Annotated in this window: 21 protein-coding genes; 9 read left to right on the forward strand and 12 right to left on the reverse strand. The window is 39.9% G+C overall.

All coding sequences use genetic code 11. From position 1 onward, the window contains the following. Positions 1 to 11: 11 nt before the first annotated feature. Complete coding sequence (locus EHQ62_RS01545; protein WP_135640496.1) at positions 12 to 848, forward strand: hypothetical protein; 837 nt, start codon at positions 12 to 14, stop codon at positions 846 to 848. Further along, positions 845 to 2710 (forward strand): bifunctional chorismate-binding protein/class IV aminotransferase, encoded by a 1866-nt coding sequence (locus EHQ62_RS01550; protein ID WP_135640497.1) that lies wholly within the window; start codon positions 845 to 847, stop codon positions 2708 to 2710. The genes EHQ62_RS01545 and EHQ62_RS01550 overlap by 4 nt, the downstream gene beginning before the upstream one ends. Here EHQ62_RS01550 and hslU read toward each other — a convergent pair. The 4 genes from hslU to xerD are packed head-to-tail and all read right to left on the reverse strand — an operon-like array spanning position 2700 to position 6039. Next, the gene (hslU, locus tag EHQ62_RS01555) at positions 2700 to 4112 is read right to left on the reverse strand and encodes an ATP-dependent protease ATPase subunit HslU (protein WP_425269513.1); all 1413 of its coding nucleotides are present in this window, start codon (positions 4110 to 4112) and stop codon (positions 2700 to 2702) included. The two genes, EHQ62_RS01550 and hslU, sit on opposite strands and share 11 nt — an antisense overlap. Positions 4113 to 4119: 7 nt before the next feature. Beyond that, the gene (hslV, locus tag EHQ62_RS01560; RefSeq protein ID WP_015678681.1) at positions 4120 to 4653 is read right to left on the reverse strand and encodes an ATP-dependent protease subunit HslV; all 534 of its coding nucleotides are present in this window, start codon (positions 4651 to 4653) and stop codon (positions 4120 to 4122) included. A gap of 46 nt (positions 4654 to 4699) precedes the next feature. After that, positions 4700 to 5131 carry an ATP-binding protein gene (locus EHQ62_RS01565; protein WP_135640499.1) on the reverse strand — a complete coding sequence of 144 codons (432 nt, stop codon included), beginning with the start codon at positions 5129 to 5131 and terminating at the stop codon, positions 4700 to 4702. Further along, the gene (gene xerD / locus EHQ62_RS01570; RefSeq protein ID WP_135634934.1) at positions 5131 to 6039 is read right to left on the reverse strand and encodes a site-specific tyrosine recombinase XerD; all 909 of its coding nucleotides are present in this window, start codon (positions 6037 to 6039) and stop codon (positions 5131 to 5133) included. The genes EHQ62_RS01565 and xerD overlap by 1 nt, the downstream gene beginning before the upstream one ends. A 97-nt stretch (positions 6040 to 6136) precedes the next feature. Here xerD and EHQ62_RS01575 point away from each other — a divergent pair, with 97 nt between their 5' ends. Together EHQ62_RS01575 and trxB are read left to right on the forward strand one after the other, a co-directional pair. Next, positions 6137 to 6658 carry a tetratricopeptide repeat protein gene (locus tag EHQ62_RS01575; RefSeq protein WP_135640500.1) on the forward strand — a complete coding sequence of 174 codons (522 nt, stop codon included), beginning with the start codon at positions 6137 to 6139 and terminating at the stop codon, positions 6656 to 6658. Between the two features lie 60 nt (positions 6659 to 6718). Further along, entirely contained in the window at positions 6719 to 7660 is a 942-nt protein-coding gene (gene trxB, locus EHQ62_RS01580; protein WP_135640501.1) for a thioredoxin-disulfide reductase, read from the forward strand. A 71-nt stretch (positions 7661 to 7731) separates the two neighbouring features. On the opposite strand, the gene EHQ62_RS01585 is transcribed toward trxB, so the two are convergent. The 3 genes from EHQ62_RS01585 to ilvB all read right to left on the reverse strand — a co-directional run bounded on the left by EHQ62_RS01585 (position 7732) and on the right by ilvB (position 11722). After that, positions 7732 to 9468 carry a peptidase MA family protein gene (locus EHQ62_RS01585; protein ID WP_208720597.1) on the reverse strand — a complete coding sequence of 579 codons (1737 nt, stop codon included), beginning with the start codon at positions 9466 to 9468 and terminating at the stop codon, positions 7732 to 7734. Between the two features lie 62 nt (positions 9469 to 9530). Beyond that, positions 9531 to 10019, reverse strand: coding sequence for an acetolactate synthase small subunit (gene ilvN, locus EHQ62_RS01590; RefSeq protein ID WP_135640503.1), 489 nt, complete (start codon positions 10017 to 10019; stop codon positions 9531 to 9533). Continuing rightward, positions 10016 to 11722 carry a biosynthetic-type acetolactate synthase large subunit gene (gene ilvB, locus EHQ62_RS01595; RefSeq protein WP_135640504.1) on the reverse strand — a complete coding sequence of 569 codons (1707 nt, stop codon included), beginning with the start codon at positions 11720 to 11722 and terminating at the stop codon, positions 10016 to 10018. The genes ilvN and ilvB overlap by 4 nt, the downstream gene beginning before the upstream one ends. A 112-nt stretch (positions 11723 to 11834) precedes the next feature. Between ilvB and EHQ62_RS01600 the strand changes: the two genes are divergently transcribed. Continuing rightward, on the forward strand, positions 11835 to 12941 hold the full coding sequence (locus EHQ62_RS01600; RefSeq protein WP_135640644.1) for a tetratricopeptide repeat protein: 1107 nt from the start codon (positions 11835 to 11837) through the stop codon (positions 12939 to 12941). A gap of 154 nt (positions 12942 to 13095) precedes the next feature. Here EHQ62_RS01600 and EHQ62_RS01605 read toward each other — a convergent pair whose 3' ends face one another. Continuing rightward, positions 13096 to 14775 (reverse strand): P83/100 family protein, encoded by a 1680-nt coding sequence (locus EHQ62_RS01605; protein WP_135640505.1) that lies wholly within the window; start codon positions 14773 to 14775, stop codon positions 13096 to 13098. Between the two features lie 123 nt (positions 14776 to 14898). Here EHQ62_RS01605 and serC point away from each other — a divergent pair, with 123 nt between their 5' ends. Genes serC through EHQ62_RS01625 form a run of 4 tightly spaced genes read left to right on the forward strand, consistent with a single transcriptional unit; the run spans position 14899 to position 18731 of the window. Continuing rightward, on the forward strand, positions 14899 to 15996 hold the full coding sequence (gene serC, locus EHQ62_RS01610) for a 3-phosphoserine/phosphohydroxythreonine transaminase (RefSeq protein WP_135640506.1): 1098 nt from the start codon (positions 14899 to 14901) through the stop codon (positions 15994 to 15996). Continuing rightward, on the forward strand, positions 15989 to 16627 hold the full coding sequence (locus EHQ62_RS01615; RefSeq protein WP_135640507.1) for a hypothetical protein: 639 nt from the start codon (positions 15989 to 15991) through the stop codon (positions 16625 to 16627). Before serC ends, EHQ62_RS01615 begins: the two co-directional genes overlap by 8 nt. Further along, positions 16624 to 17061: a ribose 5-phosphate isomerase B gene (gene rpiB, locus EHQ62_RS01620; protein ID WP_135640508.1), complete on the forward strand. Its 438-nt coding sequence runs from the start codon at positions 16624 to 16626 to the stop codon at positions 17059 to 17061. The genes EHQ62_RS01615 and rpiB overlap by 4 nt, the downstream gene beginning before the upstream one ends. Beyond that, complete coding sequence (locus EHQ62_RS01625; RefSeq protein ID WP_244241585.1) at positions 16992 to 18731, forward strand: concanavalin A-like lectin/glucanase; 1740 nt, start codon at positions 16992 to 16994, stop codon at positions 18729 to 18731. The genes rpiB and EHQ62_RS01625 overlap by 70 nt, the downstream gene beginning before the upstream one ends. On the opposite strand, the gene EHQ62_RS01630 is transcribed toward EHQ62_RS01625, so the two are convergent. From EHQ62_RS01630 to EHQ62_RS01645, 4 genes are read right to left on the reverse strand one after another with little or no spacing between them, the layout of a single operon-like run. After that, complete coding sequence (locus tag EHQ62_RS01630) at positions 18693 to 19082, reverse strand: hypothetical protein (RefSeq protein ID WP_135640509.1); 390 nt, start codon at positions 19080 to 19082, stop codon at positions 18693 to 18695. The two genes, EHQ62_RS01625 and EHQ62_RS01630, sit on opposite strands and share 39 nt — an antisense overlap. Continuing rightward, positions 19079 to 19270: a CopG family transcriptional regulator gene (locus EHQ62_RS01635; RefSeq protein ID WP_135640510.1), complete on the reverse strand. Its 192-nt coding sequence runs from the start codon at positions 19268 to 19270 to the stop codon at positions 19079 to 19081. The genes EHQ62_RS01630 and EHQ62_RS01635 overlap by 4 nt, the downstream gene beginning before the upstream one ends. Next, complete coding sequence (locus EHQ62_RS01640) at positions 19270 to 19878, reverse strand: tetratricopeptide repeat protein (RefSeq protein WP_244241586.1); 609 nt, start codon at positions 19876 to 19878, stop codon at positions 19270 to 19272. The genes EHQ62_RS01635 and EHQ62_RS01640 overlap by 1 nt, the downstream gene beginning before the upstream one ends. Beyond that, positions 19850 to 22621, reverse strand: coding sequence for a hypothetical protein (locus EHQ62_RS01645; RefSeq protein WP_135640511.1), 2772 nt, complete (start codon positions 22619 to 22621; stop codon positions 19850 to 19852). Before EHQ62_RS01645 ends, EHQ62_RS01640 begins: the two co-directional genes overlap by 29 nt. Positions 22622 to 22663 lie beyond the last annotated feature (42 nt).

The raw sequence follows: 22663 nt of genomic DNA on the forward strand, positions 1-22663 counted from the left end.
AGCGAACCTCAATGGCAAACGAGAAAATCAAATACAAAGGCACAGAAATCCTTCAAAACTTAGACCAACTCATTGAAAAGGATTATTTCCATTTTGAACTCAAAGGTCTGACAAAATCAACCCGTGACATAGTAAACGAAGTGGTACAAGGGATACTGAACCGAGTGGGTGCAAACCCTCTCACATCCTTCCATCTTTTTAGTGGCCTTATGGAGGCACTCCTCAATGCAGTCAAAGCCAACACACGATTTGTCATTTTCCAAGATGAACTCTTAAACAAACTCAAAGCACAAGGGCAAACCCCTGAAGAAGAAGCGGAAGAGTTACTCGATATCATCCTAGAAACAGAACCACTCCGGGATGCCATGCAACGTTACATTGTGCCCGATAAAATCAAAAAAGTGGTTCAAAAAATCCTCACACTTTCTGACAAAAAACGAACCAAAAAACACAATCTTTCAGAAGATGAAAAAGACTTCCTAACGATTGTTAAAGAAAAAGTAAAAAAGTATGATCTTAAGATTTCGATGAAAATTGAAATCCGTCCCACATCGGTTTACATTCGGATTCGGAACGATTCTCCTATTATGGGAATGGACTTAAACAGGATTCGCAAAAGTAGAGAGCGCCATGCCGAACTTGCCAAACAAGGGAACAGTGCTGAGTTTTTCCGCCCAGACTTTTTAGATGAAAAGGAAAGTGCAGGGTTTGGGATTGCGATGATTGATGAAGGGTTTTATAATTTAGGCCTTGATCCATTGGAATGTTTTGACATCCAAACCAGTAAAAAAACCACCACAGTGTATTTGAATTACCCTCTCGATGCACTACAAAAAATGGAGTTTTGATTCTTATCGAATCGAACCCATTCTCATCCTTTGAAGAGAGCTACCGAAAGTTCGGTGGCCTTCTCTTCGAGGATACTCTCTCGAAACCAGGTTTTACCATTTCGGATCATTATTATGATCCAAAAGAAACCATCAAACTAAGTTATGAGAAAAACCAAACCCTAACCCATCAAATCACATCCATTTTTGACAGACTTGATTTCGAACGAAAGAATGGTCTGTACCCTTGTGGGATCCTCTACTATGAGTTAGGTTATCATTTAATCGAAGGTTTGGAGCTTACAGAATCGAACCTAGAAGAAGGAACTCCACTCCTCCACATCACAGTGTTCCAAAAAAAAAAGAGGGTGGTATACAAAAATCCAGATCCAAACGAGATTTCAAATCACTCCATCTCGGAAATCAATCCTACATGGTCCAAAGCCGAGTATGAAGGAAAATGGAAACAAACCAATGAGTTTTTAAAACTCGGGGAAAGTTATGAATTGAATTTATGTTTTCCAGTGCATATGGAGATCCAAGGTGATTTATTTTCCACCTACCAAAGTTTAAAATCAAAACAAAAAACCAAGTATTCTGTGTACTATCCGATGCAGGAAGATGGAAAGACCATCATCTCACTTTCCCCCGAACTTTTTTTTGAGGTAAAAGGTGAGGAAATTTACACAGAACCAATGAAGGGAACCATTGTCAGAGGCAATACTGCGAGCGAAGACCAAAAGAATTTTAACTACTTACAAACTTCCGAAAAAGAAAAAGCCGAAAATGTGATGATTACTGATTTGTACAGAAACGATTTGGGACGAATCGCCAAACAAGGAACAGTCGAAGTAGAGGAACTGTTTTCCATCCAAGGGCTAAATACCGTATGGCAAATGGTTTCAAAACTGCGTGCCAAATTAAACCAACCATTTTCATGGAACACAGTGCTTTCCGCATTGTTTCCATCGGGGTCCGTGATTGGTGCCCCAAAACAAAGGTCATTTTCGCTACTACGTTCCCTGGAAGGAAGGAACCGTGGCAGTTATACGGGAGCTTTTTTCACATCAGAAGAAGAAAATTCGATTCCTTGGATCCGAACCAGTGTAACCATTCGTACATTAGAAATCAAGAGCAATGGGAAGGATCACAAGGCAGTGTACGGAATTGGAAGTGGAGTGACAGTGCTTTCGAATCCGAATGGAGAATACGAAGAATGTTTATCCAAATTAAAAGTTCTCACAAATCCCATCCCTCCTCCTTTTGAAATCCTAGAAACGTTACGAGTAAGCAAAGGAAGGATCTTTTTAAAGGACCTCCATACCAAACGGATGGAAGGAACCGCAAAACGATTCGGTTTTCCGTTTTCAAAGGAAAAACTAAATGAAACCTTAGAAGATCTAAAATCCAAATTTTCCATTCCATCCAGGGTAAGATTTTTACTCAAAGAAACAGGGGAATTCCACTTCGAATCCACAGCCTTACCCAAACGAACCAAACGTCCCAGAATCAAACTCTGTTTTTCGAATGTTCCCATTGATTCCCAAAATATCTTTTTTTACCACAAAACAACGAATCGAAGTGAATACGACAAACGAATCGAAGTTTGTAAAGAAATGAAAGTGGATGATTCTATCCTCTTTGACAAAGAAGGAAGGGTTCTTGAGACAAACATTCGCAATTTGTTTTACAAACAAAATGGAACCTGGTACACTCCGACTTTGGATACCGGTGGCCTTCCGGGAGTCTTTCGAGAGTATTTACTCCGTAAACATTGGGTCACTGAAAAAATCACTTTCCAGGATGACCTGATGCATGCATCGGCCATCCTGACTGCCAATTCCGTTCGAGGTTTCGAACGGGTAACCCTTGTTACAGAATGAATCGACTTAGGTCTTTGTCTTCGATGATCCCTTTCAACTGGCTGGAAACATAAGTTTCATTGATCACCACATGTTTTTTGTCATCGGGAAGGTCTGGTGCATCAAAGCTAGTATCTTCCAATAATTTTTCCATGATGGTGTTGAGCCTTCTTGCCCCAATGTTTTCATTTTTTTCATTCATTTGAAAGGCAAGTTTTGCAATTTCAGCAATCCCATCTTCCGTGTATTCAATCTTCACACCTTCTGTGGCAAGAAGAGCTTCGTATTGTTTGGTGAGAGAAGATTTGGGAGTGGTTAAAATTTTAATAAAATCACTTTCGGTTAGAGTTTCCAATTCCACTCGGATGGGAAACCTTCCTTGTAATTCAGGAATCAAATCGGAAGGTTTTGTCATATGGAAGGCACCTGCCGCAATGAATAGGATGTGATCGGTTTTGATTGGACCGAGTTTTGTGTTCACGGTGGACCCTTCTACAATGGGAAGTAAATCACGTTGGACACCTTCTCTGGAAACATCTGCTCCCTGGCGCCCTTCCCTTCCCGCAATTTTATCAATCTCGTCGAGAAAAATAATCCCCATCTCTTCCACTCGGCGCACGGCTTCCGATTGGATTTTATCCGAATCGATGAGTTTTTCTGCTTCTGATTCAAGTAAAATCTTTTGTGCATCCAAAACTTTTACCTTTCGTTTGCCGGATTTTTTTGGCATGAGATCCCCAAGAAGGTTTTGGATTTGGTTGTCCATCTCTTCCATATTCCCAGCACCAAACACTTGCAACATGGGCATTCCCGATTGAGCGGTTGGTTTAGGAATGTCGATTTCAATTTCTTGTTCGTTTAAAATCCCTTTTTTCAGTTTTTCTCTGAACTTTTCTCTGGATTCTTTGTAACTTTGGAATCTTTCTTTTTCTTCTGGATTCAAATCTTCTTCTTTTTTGTGGAAGATCGGAGGGAGGATGGTATCGAGAATGATTTCCTCCGCTCTTTCTTCTGCTTTGTCTCTCACTCTGTCCCGAAATTCCGATTTGACCATATTGAGAGCCCCCATTGCCAAATCACGCACCATCGATTCGACATCACGACCAACGTAGCCAACCTCAGTGTATTTGGTTGCTTCCACCTTGATAAAGGGCGCGCCACATAACTTTGACAAACGACGGGCAATTTCTGTTTTCCCTACTCCTGTTGGCCCAATCATGATAATGTTTTTAGGGTAAATTTCTTCTTTTAAGGAATCGTCTAGTTTCCTTCGTCTCGAACGATTGCGAAGTGCAACTGCCACTGCTCGTTTTGCTTTGGTTTGTCCAATGATATGTTCGTCCAATCGTTCCACAATTTGGCGTGGAGTGAGTTCTTCGTTTGTATTCCCTACACTTGCAATTTCTGCGAGTATTGTTTTCATTGTCATATTATAATTCCTCGATCACCAAATTATGGTTTGTATAGATACAAATCTCAGCGGTAATCTTCATTGCCTTTGTGATAATTTCTTTTGGTTCTAAATCAGTATTTTCAACAAGTGCTCTTGCGGCACTGAGTGCAAAATTTCCACCGGATCCAATTGCAAGTACTCCATCATCCGGTGAGATCACATCTCCCGTTCCCGAAATGAGAAAGGATTCATTCGCATCACAAACAATGAGGAGAGCTTCGAGCCTACGTAACATACGGTCCATCCTCCATTCGCGTGCAAGTTCCACTGCCGCACGAGAAACAGAACCACCATGTTCGATTAATTTTTTTTCAAAGAGTTCAAAGAGTGTGAAGGCATCTGCTGCACTTCCTGCAAAACCAGCAATCACCTTACCATTGTAAAGGCGGCGTACTTTTTTGGCAGTATGTTTCATAACGGTATTTCCCATTGAAACTTGGCCATCCCCTCCAACTGCGATTTTTCCGTTTTTACGAACAGAAAGGATGGTGGTTGCGTGAATTGTTTCCATAAGGATAAATTTCCAGAAGGGAAACCGTTGTCGAGAAAAATGGAGTTTACTTTCGTTTGATGAGGACCATCTGGTTTCCAATCTCAAAGGATTGGTCTAAAAAATAATAATCGGTGAGTTCGCGGATCATAAACAGTCCAATCCCGTGTTCTCTGTAATCACTGACATCAAAACTACGGAGGTCTTTTGGTTCTACTTTGATTCCGTAATCTCGCAGTTTGATTTCCACTCGGTCTCGATCAAATTGGATTTCGATAAAAATAGGTTTGTTTGTGTTTCCTGAATAGGCATGGCGGATGATGTTGGTGATCGCTTCCCCTATCACCAATTTTAAATCCATGGAATCAAATAGAGAAAATCCATGTTCTAAACATAAATTAAAAAAGTAATTACGAGTGTGGGAAACGAAGCGAGGGTTGGAGGGAATTTGAATGCGGACTACTTTACCATAGTCCGCTTGTTTTGATGGGTTCGACATTATCCTCTCGGATGGAATTTCTTATGAACTTCCTTCAGAGTTTTATTTGCCATATGTGTATATATCTGTGTGGTAGAAATATCGATATGACCAAGTAGCTCTTGTACTGATTTGAGATCTGCATGGTTTTCGAGCAGGTGAGTTGCAAACGAGTGGCGGAGCGTATGTGGTGTTACTTTTTTCTTAATTTTCGTACGTTTGATGTAATGGTTCAAAAGTCTCCAAACCGACTTACGGTTGATATACGATCCTTTTTTGGAAACAAATACAAAGTCACAGGTCCTTTTTTTCAGGATTTCTGTTCGGCTTTCTGTGAGGTAACGTTTTAAAATTTCCAAAGACTTTTCACCAAAAGGAACAAGGCGTTGCCTTCCACCTTTTCCTTCCACAGTGATGGTCATGTTTTCCATATCAATATCAGACATTTTTAAATTACATGCTTCCGAGATCCGAAGTCCAGAAGAGTAAAGGAGTTCAAAGATACATTTGTCTCGAAGTTCATACAAATTATCTTCTTTGATATTACGAAATAATTCTTCTATTTCTGTTTGTGTGAGGTAATCAGGGATTGTCCTTGCAACTTCAGGTGTTTCAATTTTTTCCGTTGGATTGGAATCGAGTCGTTTTTCGTCTCTTAGGTATTTGTAAAACTGACGGATTGCCACAACTTCTCTTGCGAGGGTTTTTGCAGAGATTTTACGTTCTCTTTCTTCTTCCAGAAAACGCATGATGTCGTTTGCTTTTACTTCTAAGAAGTTGATGTGTTCTTTTTCCAAGAAGATGGCGAACTTGTTCAGATCGTATCCGTAGGAATATATTGAATTATCGCTCAGTCCTTTTTCTACGGACAGGTATTCTTGGAATGTTTGTAAAAGCTGATTTTGAGAAACTGGCAATTTGGAACCCATCTTTACTCTCTTATGTTACTTAAAGAGTCGGACAAAAAGCTTAAAGAGACTTATTATTTTTTTTGCCACAAATGGCTATGTCAGGAAAAAAGGAGATGTGTCTCATCGAATCACTCCCTTTTTTTTACTCATCCTTTCTCTTCTGTTAGTCGTTAATTGCGGCCGAAAAGAACGAACTCTTTTCGAAGAAGGGAAAAAATGGGAAATGGTAGGAGAAAAAACAAAAGCCCTATACTATTACGAACTTTCGCTCCGTGAAAATCCTGAATACGACCCCGTCCTCAAACGGATGGGACTCCTACTTGCGGACAGTGTGGAATCCATTGCCACCGCCATCTTTTATTTGGAAAAGTACCACAAACAAAAAAAAGATGACACGGAAGTACAAAGAGAACTCTTCCGCCTCTATCTTACCACAGGGTATGAAAAAGAAGCATTGGAAATTTTAGAAGAAATTCGTTTCCAGGGAAAAAAAGAAACCTTGGAATTTTTCGAAGCCAGTTATCTCTGTCTTACGAGAGGGGGGAAACAAAAAGAATACCTCCAAAGTTTAGAAAAAAGCCCACTTTCCGGGGACCCCTATTACGCCCCTTGGGTTCGGGCATGTGAAACAAAATAGACAAGACTGCTTTAGACTGAGTCTAAGAAATAACGAACGAGAACCAAAATAGGAGAACGTATGAACCACAAAGTTGTCATCATTGGATCAGGGCCTGCGGGTCACACAGCCGCCATTTACGCGGCAAGAGCCAATTTAAACCCAGTGATGTATGAAGGATTTATGGCAGGTGGAGTTGCCGCAGGTGGACAACTCACAACCACAACAGAAGTGGAAAATTTCCCTGGTTTCCCAGAAGGGATTGATGGAACGAAACTCACCCAACTCTTCCGAGAACAATCGGCAAAGTATGGAACCACCATCCACACCCAAACCATTACCAAAGTGGATTTATCAAAGCGACCGTTTACCATTTGGTCAGATGACGAAGAAATCAAAGCAGAATCCATCATCATTGCGACAGGTGCTACCGCCAAACGTATGTTTGTTAAGGGAGAAGATGTGTTTTGGCAACGTGGGATTTCTGCTTGTGCTGTTTGTGATGGAGCCCTCCCCATTTACCGAAACAAAGCCCTTGCGGTTGTGGGTGGTGGTGACTCGGCTGTGGAAGAAGCAAACCACCTCACCAAATTTGCCTCCAAAGTGTATCTTGTGGTAAGGCGTGACCAACTCCGTGCTTCCCAAATCATGCAAAAACGTGCGATGGAACACCCAAAAATTGAAATCCTATGGAACCAAACTGTGGTCGAAGCCAAAGGGGGCGCTGGTGGTCTTACATCCATTGTCTTAGAAAACACAAAAGACAAATCTCAGAAAGATTTAGAAGTGGGTGGACTCTTTTATGCGATTGGTCATGTTCCGAATACGGAAATCTTCAAAGGCCAATTGGATTTAGATGAAACCGGTTACATCATCACAAAACCAGGAACCACACAAACCAATGTGGAAGGTGTGTTTGCGGCTGGTGATGTCCAGGACAAAGTGTACAGACAAGCCATCACGGCGGCAGGCAGTGGGTGTATGGCAGCACTCGAAGCAGAACGTTGGCTCGAAGGCCATTAGAAAATAATTAGATATTTCAATTTTATTCAGAAACTGATTTGGAGGAGCACCACCAAATCGGTTTTTGTCTTTCAATCTGAATACTGAACCGTTTCGCGGTTTTGGAAGATCACAGAATCACCGTTTGGTGCCACGTATTGTTTTTTGCCATTTTCCCATTCCACAATGGTAAAATTGGAACCCCTATAAACAATTTGATTCCCTGGGAAAACATTCGCCTCCCAACCTTCGCCATACCAACGGTAATTTCCCTTTTTCCAAAGGTAAAAATAAGAACGGCCTGGACCTAAAAAATCCCCTTCCCGTTTCCCCGAAAAATCCTCTACGTTTGCCGTGAAGATTTGCGATAAGTTTGGAATCTCATCATAGGATTTGACTTCCTTTGCGGACTCTTTCAAAGAAAATCCCTTTTCCAAGAAGAGTTTGAAATCATTTGGAAATTTTGGTTCCATTTCCGTTATCCCCATAAGGGAGAGTGGTTTGGCATATTTTAAGAGTCCAATTTCATCTGTTTCAAATTTTTTGATGCTGTCCTTTAAAAGGACATCTGGATTTTTCCCAGTTACTTTTTGTAAGGCGAGAATGGAACCAAGTCCCAAACAAGTTTCCTTTTGGTAAGAGATAATTGATTCTTTCCCATATGCATCATGCAAATGTTTGACAAGTATGGCTCCAATCACATAAGGCAGATTGTCTTTGTATTTGGCATCTAAAAGTGATTTAAAACTTTTGGGAACTTTGTTTTCTCTGATTAATTTTTCCGTTTCAGAATAAATCCAAATTTTTTTGCGATCACTAAACTTAGATTCCATATAAGAAGCAAATCCCTCTTCAAACCATGGGTCGATGATTTCTTCTGTGGGAGATTTTCCTGTTTCCGCAATGGTCTTCAAACAAGAAACTTGTTCGATGTTCCTTGTGAGTTTTTGGACCACCATACTAAAGTTAACCCGACGAAGTGAATCAGCATCAAATTTTGCATTCCCTGTTTTTTCTGGCATCTGATCGCCACAACATAAAATAAGAGCATCTTTTCCACCGAACCCCATTTCCCCTTCGTAAGCACCTGGCAAGTCGAAACCAAGATACTCTTTTGCGGATGAGTAGTCATCAAAAAGAAGCACAGGAACTTTTCCTCGGTTGGTGAAACCAAATTCAGATTGCAAGTATGTGATTAGTAAATTTGTTTTTCCTTCGGCGCCAAACACTCGTAAAAACTCATTCCATTTATCAGATCCATAAAAAACGAGATTTTCAAATTCCAATTTTGGTTTTCCAAATTTGGTCTCATTGACGAGAAGGTAATTTTGAAAATCGAGTGGTTTTTGAAAGGTGGTATCGTATTCTTTTCGATTGGCGATCCAATACTTTGTGATTTTGGTATTGTCTGGGTAGTTCCAAACATGAGTCGGTGAACACCCGTTACAGTTAGGTGGTGCCGGTGCATACACAAAACCAATTCCTGTAGGGAAATCCAATTTAAAAATCCCAGTGGGCCATTCCGTAAATACACTTCCATCGGCACGTTTCCATTGGTAATGGTTTTTGGCCCATTGGTATACTTCTCCCCCATCAGGACCTGTATAATACCCGGGGGCAGCATCTAAAAAACCTAACTTTAGATCTTCTATTTTTGGTTCTTGGAGTTTTTCCGCTTGGAAAAATGAAGTGGGCGCTGTATCACCAAAATCAAAATACAAAACTTCAGCGCTACTCCCTCGTTTTAAAGGAACAAGTTTCCTTTCGGCATCAGAGTAAAGTAAGGTGGTCAGTAATAAGAATGATATGAGAACAAAGGAACGTTTCATGGGAACCAAACAGTGTTTTGTCCCCAAGTATCGTTTGTTTTTAGACCTCTGTCAAGAGGATTCTATACTACGTTTTGGTTGCGATAGGCGATGGCAATTTGACCAGTGCGAGAGATCTCACGAATCCCAAATGGTTTCAAAACCGCGATGATATTTGTCACCTGACGGGAATTGCCTGAAAATTCAATGAGAAGGGAATCTTCCGTCATCTCTAAAATTTTCACATCAAATCCATTACAAATCGTGAGTGCTTCACTCCGATTGCTTTCTGATATGGAAAAAGAAACTAACACAAGTTCCCTTTGGACAGAACTTGCATAGGCCATATCTTGCACTCGGAGGACATCTGGCAGTTTGAGGAGTTGGTTTTTTACTTGTCCGACAACAAAATCATCCCCGTTAAGTACAATTGTCATGGAAGACACTTCCGGGTTGTCTGTGACACCCACGGCAATCGAATCAATGTTATAACCACGTCTTGTAAAGAGTCCTGAAACATGGCTCATGACACCTGGATGGTTATTGACTAAAATACTCAGTGTATGTTTCATTTTTTCAATTTCCCCAAGTCTTTGAATTCGATGAGGTCTTGTTGGGATTTTCCAGCAGGGATCATAGGGAAAACTTTTTCTTCTGCAGGGATCATCACTTCAATGAGACAAGACCCACTATCTTTTAAGAAAAATTCGACACCTTTTTCGATCTCAGACTTTTTTTCAATCCGCATCGCTGGGATGTCATAAGACTCAGCTAGTTTCACAAAGTTTGGATTGTAAGTCCATTGTGACTCACTAAACCTTTCTTCATAAAAGAGTTCCTGCCACTGGCGGACCATTCCTAGAAAGTTATTATTAAAAAGTAATATCTTCACACCTAACTTTGATTGCGCGATCGTTGCAAGTTCTTGGATACACATCTGGAAAGATCCGTCACCTGTCACACAAATCACAGTTTTATCTGGGTTTCCAAATTTTGCACCAATTGCTGCAGGGAGTCCATACCCCATCGTACCAAGTCCACCAGAAGTGAGCCAAGTGTTTGGTTTATCAAAAAGATAATACTGTGCCGCCCACATTTGGTGTTGGCCTACGTCAGTTGAAACAATGGCTTCCCCTTTGGTTTTCGTATATACCTTTTGTAAAAAGTCTTGGGGTTTGATTGTTTCACCACTGTTATCAAAATCAAGCGGGTGGTTTTTTTTGAGTGATTGGATATTTTGGATCCACTCGGCTCGGTCTCCCCCTTTCACAAAAGGAAGGATTTCCCGAATGGCATCTTTCAAATCCCCATGTAAGATATGATCCACATTGATTCGTTTGTTAAATTCTGCTGCATCAATATCAATATGGGCACGAACCGCATTGGGAGCAAAGTCTTGGTATTTAGCGACACGGTCATCAAACCTTGCACCTAAATTAAGGATATAATCACATTCTAACACGGCTTTGTTGGCATACGCTGTTCCATGCATTCCAAGCATTCCCACCGATAAGGAATGGGTTCCTGGGAATGCACCAAGGCCCATTAACGTAGTGGTGACAGGAGCATTTGCTTTTTCGGCAAGTGCCTTAATTTCTGCTGAGGCAAAAGAGTTGATGGCACCACCACCCACGTAGAGTAACGGGCGTTTGGCTTGGTTTAAAGCTTCTGCAAACTCTTGTGGGTCCCCTTTCACCTTTGGTCTTTCATAATGGTGAGGGGCAATCTTTAAGGAAGATGCTTTCCTAACCGTTGTTTTACCCAACTGGACATCCTTTGGAAAATCTAACAGAACCGGGCCAGGTCGACCACCCATGGCGATTTTGATGGCTTCTTCAAAGTGACGGGCGAGGTCGTCGGCTTTTTTGATGAGGGCATTGTATTTGGTAATGGGGATTGTGATCCCAAAGATATCGGCTTCCTGGAAGGCATCCGTGCCAATGGCATCGGTTGCCACTTGTCCTGTGATCGCAAGGATGGGAACCGAATCCATTTTGGCATCGGTAAGGCCCGTGATGAGGTTTGTGGCACCAGGACCAGAGGTGGCAATGCAAACACCTAACTTCCCTGTGGAACGAGCATACCCTTCTGCCATATGGATGGCCCCTTGTTCGTGGCGGACAAGGATGTGTTTGATTTTTTTGCTATGATAGAGTTCGTCGTAGAATGGGAGAATGGCACCACCTGGGTATCCAAAGACAATTTCCACACCCGCTTCTTCCAATAATTCGACCATAAGCCGGCCGCCTGTAATCGCTTCGGTTGTAGATGTCATTCCTTTCCCCCCTCATTGTCATTTCTGCAAAAAAGAGCCTGTTGTCAATGTTCTCACGTTTTTGAGTCGATTTTTACTGTCTAAAAAGGAATGCTGAAAAATGGAACCTAATATGGAAAACGCCGAGATTGAAAAAACACAAGAAGATGAAAAATTCACAAAAATAAAAGCTCTTGCAAAAGAAGCCTATCGTTTTCTCGATCAAGGTCGCTTCAAAGAAGCAAAAGAAAGATTAGACATATTACTTGATGAAGACCCTTCCAACACATATGGGCTTGTTGGCCTTGGAGATTATTATGCCAAAACCAAACAACCAGAACAAGCCATCCAATACTATCGAAAATGTTTGAGTGGGGATTCCACAAATAAGTTTTCCCTGATGGGACTGATGAATGCATACCGCGACCTGAATAGTTTAAAACGCATCATAGAAGTAGCAGAAGAGTTCCATCACATAACCATTACAGACGCAAGTATCCTATCACGTGTGGCCGATGCACATAGAAAGTTAAAAAACTTCAAAGAATCTGAAGTGTATTATATGGAAGCACTTCAAATCAATCCCAATGACCAATATGTGATTGTTGGACTTGGCCATTTATACTTTGCATGCCAACGGTATGCAGATGCAATTCTTTGGTGGGAAAAGTTACTTGGAAGCCAACCGAATAATATCAAAATCCTTACAGAGATTGGGAACAGCTACCGAAAAATCAAAGACTTCGACAAAGCAGTGCTCTATTATGAAAGGGCTAAGGAACTCGACCCGAAAAACTTCTTTGCACTTTACGGACTTGCAGAATCCTACCGCGGGAAAAAGGATTTTAAAACTGCCATTACCTATTGGGAAAAGATCCTCGAATCTGATCCAGAGAACAAACTCATTATCAACCGTTATGCGGATTCACTCAGAGGACTTGGAAATTATGATAAAGCACTTGAATGTTTTAACAAAATTTTGGCAAGCGGCGATGATTACTTCGCACTACTTGGAAAGGCAGCCGCATTACGCCTGATTGGTGACCTAGAAAAAGCGGAAGAAATCTATTTGGGACTTCTGAATAAATCTCCAAATGATCCAAGGCCAGCCCTTGAACTTTCGGACCTTTGGGACATTATGGGAAAAAAACCACAAGCCATCAAACTTCTCGAAGATTTAGCAAAGAAAAATCCATCCAATGAAGCGATTCGCGAAAGGATCGAATATTTAAAAGATTAAGGATTGATTCGATCCTTGATTGGAACGAATCTTAGATAAATCCATACCAAAAGAGCAAACACCCCTGTCACAAAAAATGTGGCAGCTGCTCCAAAGGTATACCAGATCCAACCAGCAATCAAACTTGCCAAAAAACAAGCAAAACCAAAGCCCCTTACGGAGCGATGGTTTTGAGTAAACTTAAGTCTTCTTTTTTGAAAACTTTGATGGTAGTTTTGTCCCCTTCTTTTGGTTTCCCTGTAACGTAAATTTTATCACCAAAGAATGTAAGCTCTGAATTTTCTTCCACAGGTTCTTCGGTTCTTTTTTCAAAGGTTAGGTCTGATTTAAAACGAGACACATGGTATTTATCTTTTACCTTTTCAATCACGTAAATTTTATCTTCGCGGTTGATCATCGGTGTTCGCCAGAAAATATCAGCGGACTCACTTGTTTTTTTCACACCCAATTTATCTGGGTCAAGCAACACAAGTTTGTGTTTACGTGTTTCCACTTTTTCACCGTCATAACCGAGCACTAACACTCCTTGGTTTGCGATTTCCTTGAACTCTTTAGAACAAATATTATTGTAAGGGCTTTTGAAGAGGGCATCGTCTTTTGCTGGATCAATTGCCCAAAGTTCATTCGAATAATGACCATCTGTATCATATTTGATGAACTTCATAAAAAGAATTTTGTTGTTCACAACGTTATCACTTTGTTCTTCTTTTTTCTTTAGTTCTTCTTTCGTTTGAGCAAGTTCTGTTTTTAATTCTTCAACTTTTGCTTCCACCTTTTGGACAGCGTCTTCTTTTTTCCCACTGTCTCCCGTAGTGGTAGTCCCTGTTCTTGCCTCTTCTTTTTTGGCAATCTGTTCTTCTTTTTTACTTAACTCTTCTTTTTTGGCTTCAACAGCTTGGGTCTTTTGATCTGTATCTTTTTTTTCTTGTTCGATCTTTTTGATTTCTTCCGTTTTTTTCTCGATCTCAGTTTTGTTTTTTACCGGATCTTTTTTTAATTCATTCAGGCTTGCCACTGCTTCTGCTTCTTGTTTTTTAAGAGCATCTTTTTTGTCTTGGAGTTCTTTTCCTTCTTTGGACACTTCATCTTTTTTGTCTTGCAATACCTTTTTTTCTTCTTTCAGTTTATCGGTTTGCAACTTGTCCATTTTTTTGGCTTCGTCTTCCATTTTCTGTTTGGTAGCAGGATCTTTTTCTTTGTCCTTCACCGTTTTGTTTACATCTTTTTCCAACTCATCTGTGGTCACATCTTTCCCACTGTCTTTTAAGATGTTCCCTTCGATGGGAATGATGATTTGTGTTTTGCCAGGCCAATTTTTATAAACAGTATCAATTCCCAATTTATCAGGGGAAGTTGCAGCAGTTACACCCGCAGTGTATTTTTTGGAAAAGAATTTTGCATCTTTACGGTGTGTTGCGTTATAGTACAGAATGTACTGTGCAAGAGTTTCTGCATTACTTGCTTTGTATTGGAAAGATTTTTCGATGTAGGATGCAAGGATCCGAGCAATGGAATTTACGTGATCAAAACTTTGGGTTTCAGAGATGGATAGGATGTCTGCGCCCAATTTCCCATCAGGTCCTGGTAAGATCCTTTGGATTTTTACGCCATCTACACTGGCAGTATCTTCTTTTGACAAAGTTTCAGCGAGTTTTTTCCCCGTTTCTGTATTTTCTTGGATGATGTCATCAGAGGCCTTTCGTAAGGAACGATTGATGAATTCAATTTTTTTGGAACCCTTGATTTCGGATTCACCGAGTGGGGCTTTGGATTGGGCTGTCAGAGAAAAACCGACAACAATTAGGCATAAAATGATGGAACGAGAGATTCTCATTGTTTCCTCACGAAATTAGGTTTCAGATGCCCACAAGATTAACAACCTTTCCGATTCTGCAAAGCAAGTTTTAGAATAAAAATCTATTTACCAGGGGGGTGGAATTCAAAATTCTGTGGGAGAATGCCTACTTTTACTCATAGAATCTACAATTTTAATGCTGGTCCCGCCATGCTGCCCACGGAAGTTATGGAAGAAGCCCAGGCCGATTTCCTCAATTACAAAGGAAGTGGAATGTCGGTTATGGAAATGAGCCATAGAGAGAAACATTTCCAAACCATACTCGACGAATCGATTGCCGATTTACGTGAACTTTTGCATTTACCTTCTCGTTATGCGGTCGTTTACTTTCCCGGTGGAGCAACTTTACAATTTTCAGCCATTCCCTTCAATTATTTAGTATCTGGGGATTCTGCCGATTTTGCTTTAACTGGTGTTTGGGCGAAGAAAGCCTTTGAAGAAGCAAAAAAATTCTATCCCAATGTTAAGTCCATCTTCGATGGAGCTCCTTCCAAATACATGGAACTTCCTACCATCACCGATGAATCTGTAAATGATGGTGCCAAATACGTTTACATTACTTCCAATAATACAATTTATGGAACTCGTTACAAAACGTTTCCTAAATTAAAAAAAGCCCCCCTCATCGCGGATATGACAAGTGAACTCCTTAGCCGGAAGTTGAACATTGAAGATTTTTCCGTTCTCTTTGCGGGTGCACAAAAAAACATTGGTCCTTCTGGACTTACTCTAGTCATTTATGATAAAGAACGACTGCCTGAGGTTCCCCATCCCATTCCAAACTTAATGAATTTTTCACTGATGGAAAAAAATGGATCTTTGTACAACACTCCTCCCACTTATTCCATTTATATCGCAGGTTTGGTCTTTAAGTATTTAAAACGAAAAGGTGGCCTTTCTGTGATGGAAGAAACCAATGAAAGGAAAGCAAAGAAGTTATATGATGCGATCGATGCTTCTTCTCTTTTTTATGCTCCAGTGCCAGAAGCTTTCCGCTCTGCCATGAATGTGGTTTTCCGTAGCCATAACGATGGTTTGGATTCCAAATTTTTAAAACTTGCCGAAGAACAAGGGTTTGCTGGTTTAAAAGGTTACCGTGATGTTGGAGGATTTCGAGCCAGTATCTACAATGCGATGCCAGAAGAAGGTGTCGACGCCCTTGTCTCGTTTATCAAAGAATTTGAAAGGACCAATGGTTAGGAACACAATCCTATTATTTTCCCTCACTCTCGCCTGTGAGGTGTATGCCCATTCTATTTGGATTCCCGAAGGCAATTTTGGTTATGAAGTGGCACGAGACTGTTACAAACCACTGCGTAGTGAAACTCTTATAAAAGCCATCAGTCCCAACCTTCTGAATTTGGACAGGGGCAAGATGGCCATCTATGCAAAAGAGTCCGCTGAATTGCGATTGGACTCATTGGATTGCCTCCTAACAAACATAAAACAAACGGAATCGGAAAGGCCAATCGGCGAATTGTTAACCCCGTCCGTCCAATCTGGATTCCAACTGGAAGAACTTTTTTTCCAAACGGAATGGAGGATCTTACTCTCCGAAAATAGACCCTATCCCTTAACTCCGAGTGAGTTGTCATTAGCCAAACAGTGGTTAGAATCTCATATTGAGATCAAACGCGAAATTTTGAATCTCACCATCGAATACCTCACCGAAAAAAATCCAAACTCGAGAAGGGACCGGTATTTGGATTTATTCACAGGGTATTATGGAAGTTTGTTACGAGAAAGGGATAAATTTTTACTCTCCCTTTCTGTTGAAAGTTATTCATCTTACACCGAAGCCCTAAAACAAAGAAAGGAAACATCCGAATGAAAGAAAAAATTGGAATCGCCTCTGATCATGGAGGATTTGCTCTCAAAGAATTCCTCAGGAAAAGTCTCGAGGAAACCTATGAAATGGTCGATTACGGTACTAAGAGCGAAGAGTCCGTTGACTACCCAACCATCATTGGAGACGCCTGCCGAAAGGTACTTTCCAATGAAGTCCCAAGACTCATCGCCCTTTGTGGTACGGGCATTGGAGCATCCATTGCAGCCAACCGTCTGAAAGGCATTCGAGCGGCCCTTTGCCATGATGAGTTTACGGCGGAAATGTCCAAACGCCATAACAATGCCAATGTACTCGTTTTAGGGGGAAGGGTTCTCGGGACAGATTTAGCTCTGAGGATTGTGAAAAAATGGATCGAAACAGAATTCGAAGGTGGAAGGCACCAAAAACGTTTGGGGCTTATCGAAGAGCAGTCTTAATCACGCTAACCTTCCTTTTTGGTGGAACCTCCCTTTTTTCCTGGGAAGTCCCCAAAAAGGAAACCGTAAACCTAAGCCTTTGGAAAAAGATTGGTGTTGTTGAACACAAAGAACCTGGCAAAAAAAATACCTTAAAACCCAAAGAGAACATCCCTCGTTACGGAGAATTGTTTTTTGATTTTGAGGGGGAACCAAACGAACCTTCTCTCACCGAATCAGGTTATTTGTTTCCATCCAAATCCATTTCGGTCACCGCATCTTCCTACCTCGAAGACAAAAATACCCATTTTTTTGGAAGGAAGTCAGCGTATTTTTCAGGTAGACGAAACCAAATCCATCTTTCTGTTTCAGGTAACCCGCTTTTTGGAACCCACCCCGATCCATTTAGCATCTCCATCCCAGTCCGAATTGGTGAACAAGGCACAGGGTCAGTGATACTCGACCGCACAGTGTACGTAAAAGGGAAAAAATATGGCATCTCACTTGAGTTAAACGAAGGCCGTCCTACTTTATACGTAAACAACCTATTACAAAAAACAGAATCTAAAACGATCAGTTTTGTTTTAGAATCTTCTCAAAAAATAAAACGCCAAACTTGGGAAGTGATTTCCATTTACTTTGATACGCTAAACCACCGTTATGTTTTGTATCAAAATGGAATCGAAACTGCTGAATATGAAAACAAAGCAAGTGACACCATTGGATTTGGATTTCCTGAGAATGACTCAACGCCATTAATTTTAGGAAAATCATTTTACGGAAATTTAGATGGGTTTCATATCCACAAAGGGGAACCAGAAGTTAGTTATACGAAATTTGAATCAGTTCGTTTTGATGATGATACAAAATTAGCATCCATGGAAGGTAACTACGCGGTCTCTCCCGTTTTAGAAACCAAATATAGTAATTCCAGCTTACAACAAATCCATTGGAACATTGACAAACCCAAAGATACGATGCTTGAATTGTACTTTCGAGGTTCCAATCAAAAATTTAACGAAACAAGTTCTTTAGAATGGACAAGGATTCAGTCTCCTACTTCGGAATTGCCCAAACAAAAGTTCAAATACTACCAATGGAAAATTTGGTTTCGACCAGATCCTATGGGAAAAACAGTACCAAATGTCCGATCACTTAGCTTCGATTATTTGGAGCAGTCTCCACCGGATGTCCCCACCCTCTTTCGTTTGGATCCCAATCCTTCCAATGGGCAAAAGAGATCCGTTTGTTTTTTATGGAATTCCAATCATGAAAAGGAAGTTCAAAATGGTGGAGGTTACATCATCCACTTTGGTCTCCTTCCTAGTCGGATGATTGGTTCTGTTTATGTGAAAAAAGACAAAGGGAATGCACTGTCAAAAATCGATGGACAGGAAGAGAATTCTGGGTTTCGCAACAAACGTTTTTGTATCGATGAAGAAACCTTGATTGCCAATATCTATATTCCAGAGGGCGAGCTTACATCTGAAGAATTTAGGCACTTGAGTGACCAAGTTGATTTTTCCAGAAAGGAAAAACGTGGGCATTTGTTCCAACCTGGACTCACTTACTATTTTAGAATCTCAGCATACAACCGTTATCTGAACGAATGGGATTCCAAAGACCAAAGGAGTGCTCTTTCGGCCCCAATTTCATTCAGTTTCCCCAAAGAAGTTTCTCACTTGAAGTAAAGGATGAGACGGTTTTTCCTTTTTTGAACATTCATAAAACACATCCATTCCTTGGCTAAGGGCAATCACTTGTTCTAAGCCAAGTCCTTCCGCAAGCAGTAATTCCGATCGAATTTCATCCATAGAAACCGAAAAAATCCCATCAGTAAGATCTTCGATGTTACGGAGGATCATTCGTTTTTGTTCCAAAGTGATGTTTCCTAAACTTAATAAGAGTAAATGAATGGAATGAGCAGAGGTAAAAAAACGGGAAAAAGAATCCATTTCCCCCAAAAGAATTTGCATTAGGTGGTTTTTTCTTTCAGAGCGAATGAGGGCTTCTAAAAAAGATGCATCGAGAAAGAGTTTCAAGAAAGGATCTCCGTCAAATTTTGGATCGCTTTCCTACGAAGGAGTTCTGACTTCTGGATGATTTCATTTTTTAAGGCCAACCGAATGAGTTCACCTTGCGAAATTCCCCTTCTCGTCGCTTCATTTTTTAATAAAATTTGTTCCTCTTCGGAAAGTAAAATTTGAAATCGTTTGTCAATTTTTGCCATTAATCTTCTTCTTCCAATTCCTTTTCGGCTTTTTCATACTTTCGCCAATACAAACTCGCATCCTTCCATTGACCGAGTGATTCATATAAAGACGCAACATTATAGTATGCTTCTGTGAGTCGATAATCAAGTTTCACAGCCTTCAAAAAAAGTTTTATCGATTTTTCCTTATTATCAGAAAACCATTCACTAAATGCCCAAAGGTAGTACCATCGACCTAAATTGGGATCTCTTGGCCTTACCTTTTCCAAATGTAAAACATTTTCTTGGAAAATCTTTGAGGCTAAATTATAATTTTTTTGAATGATTTTGGCTTTGTTGATTCGATCTTCGGCAGGTTCTTCAGGTTTTGGAACAACCATATCATTTCGATACAAAAGTGCCTTCGCATACAATAATTTAAAATACAATTCATTTTGACTTAGTTCCAAGTACCTTTCAAGATAAGGAATGGAAGTGGTTTCATCGTCAACTTTATGTAATCCATAAATTTGTTTTTTTAGTGCAGTGGTTTCTTCTTTTTTTTTACTCCCACCAGCAAACACTGGCAAAGCGATCAATGCAAAAATGCAAAAGAATCTAAAAATACAAATAATAATTTTGTCCATCTTCTGGAAACTTCATGGATTTAAGTTCGTGAGAAAAAGGCAATTCTTGCAGTTTTTGAACCACATTAAGATACAAATCTTTTGCCGAGACCACCATCAAAGAATTTGGTGAGGTTTCGATGAGTCGGTCTTTACTTTCTAAATAGGTTTGGATGGAATCTAAAAAGTGTTTTTTACTTCGTTCCCACTCTGGTGAAGGGTGGTATTCTGGCCAATGGATTCGCAAAACCGAGGCAGAACGTTTTCCACCAAATGTGGCTTGCATAAAGGAACGGATCATCCAAGACAAACTATCTTTTAAAAATTCTGGTTTTCGTTCTTCTTTTTCAACCAACACATGTAATGCTGGGATCACTTGTTTTAATTTTTCCTGGATCATCCTTTTATGGGATTCTAAAAATTTACTCCTCTCTTCTTTAGTCAAAAGTACGAGGAAAATTCCTGGAAAACCAAGTGTTTCCATATGAAATGCAATGATTGTTTCAGTTTGTAATAAGATTTCCCAAGAAAATTTTTTGGCAATGAATCTGTCCAAACGAACGGATTCATCTACTTCCAAAGAAGCAAATCCATGTTCATCAAATTGTAAATAGGGATCGTGGTGTAAAAAAATGAGATTGGAACGAGTATTGTAATCAAGTCCAGAAGAGATTTGGTTATGGAAAGAACCTAGTGAATCATTAAGAAATAAATAAGAAAAACGAGGAGAACCCAATCTAGAAATGAAATTTTTTGTGTAACCAACGATACCATCATACGATATTTCATTTTCTCTGTAAATTTTATCGAGCAAACTGTATTCAAATCGTTTCTCTTCTGGGATTGAAGTGAAAATATTTTCTGGCACCGCTTGTTTGTTAGCCGGCTTCTCTCCATCCCTTTTGGTAACAGTGGAAACTAATTTTTCTAATTCAGGATTAAAAATGGTTTCTCGTTTCTTTTGGACTGCATCCAAAATGGCGACTCGTTTCCAAGTGGCGGGAGGTAAAATTTTAAAACTCGTTTTTTTCACAGGAATTTGATTCTTTATAAGGGGTTCTATTTTAGTTTCAATTCCTTCTTTGGGCAACTCTAAATTTTTTAATACAACTTCTGGTTCGTGTTTCTCCCAAGGAACCAAAGGGGATTCCCCTAACATACTGGTAGGCACCCATTTCCGTTTGAGTTGGACCCAAAACACAAAGAAGACCCAAGGTAAGATAAAACATAATCCAAAACTTAAAAGATAAGGAGGAAATGCCGAATAACGATAAACAGTTAAACCAGCAAGTTTTCCTGGTTTCCCTTTTTCTTTTTCCAACGAATAAGAATGAAACTTGTGGTGTAAAAATCCTACAGACTCTTTATTCGCATCCGTATGCCGTAATTTTGTTAGATGGGCTTCATTCCAGTGCCTCGGATTAAACAACACTTGTTCTTTACTTTTATTGTCCGAAAGTTTTGTTGCTACATATGGAAAATAAAATTCATCCTTATCCTTTTCTTTTTTCGCATATAATAAATTTGGATTGATGACGGTGAGTAAAATGGTATCAAACTCTAAATTTGAATTTTGGATCGGAATGAGATAGACCAAATCCAATTCGGATTCAATCAAAACAGATTTTGGATTTTCTTTCATTTTCTCTAAGATATTGAATATCTCAGTTCCAAATCGATTTTGAAGAGTTTGATTGGACAATCCACTTTTCCATTCGTAAATTTCTGTTACCAATGCTTCATCGAGTGTAAGTCCATTGTCGTTTTTATCGTAAGTAGCCTTCAGATTCTTTTCCAAACCATTTAAATTCTCTTCGATTTGGTTCAATCTATGGTTTGTCCAAGGTTGGTAATAACGATAATCAGGGAAGAGTTCCCATGATTTTTGGTAAAAGAAAAGTAAAAGTACATAAACAATGATAGGAAATACAATCCTTCGTTTGAAATGGAATCCATCATGGTGAAAGATCATCCAAACAAATCGAATGTAAAAAAGTCCCGTGAATGTAAAAAGAAAGAGTAAAAAACAACCAAATCGAATTTCTTCTATTTCTGAATCCGTTTGTTGTAAAAGGTAAATGGAAAATCGGTCTTTGGTTTCCAATTGTAATTTGGAAAACTCGCCATCCAATTGCCAAGTCAGTTCACTCCCTTCTTTACCTTGAAAGAACTGAAGTAACTCACTACTTTCACGGTCACCCGATAAAATGGAATCATCATTGGTATAAATGATTTTTTGTAAATTCGGTTGGAAGACCCAGTACAGATACCCATATTCCAAATTAGGATTTAGTATCGAACTTCTAGTGTGATCATATTTGGGAAATATCACAAAAAACTTTCCCGTGAGATCTCTGTAGACAAAATCTCCATTTGCCAATGCCTTCACTTTACCTGCAAGAAGTCCAGAAGGGTCTTGTCTCAGTTCTTCGTGAAACACTTCCGCTTTTTCACTTGTACTATGGATGAGCCTGAGGGAATCATCATATAATTTTACAAAATCCAAATGGAGTGTCTTTTGGATTTGGTTTGCGACTTGGTCAGCACGGAAAGGTAAAGCAGAATTCCGTAAAAAAAATTCGATTGTATTCAAATACTCTTTTGTTCTGTTTTCATCGTATCGTTCTAATGCGGTGATGAGGTTGGCTTTTCGTTTTTGTGGCCGAATCCATTTGAAGTAACTGAACAAAACAAAGGTGACAAGTAACGAAACGGAAATGAGACCAAAAAGAATAGACAGGTTTCCGAAATTTCGTTTCATCATTCTTATTATCGGGTTGGCATAAGGCAAAAACCAATCGGTCTA

The sequence above is a fragment of the Leptospira jelokensis genome (assembly GCF_004769635.1).
Taxonomy (GTDB): Bacteria; Spirochaetota; Leptospiria; order Leptospirales; family Leptospiraceae; genus Leptospira_A; species Leptospira_A jelokensis.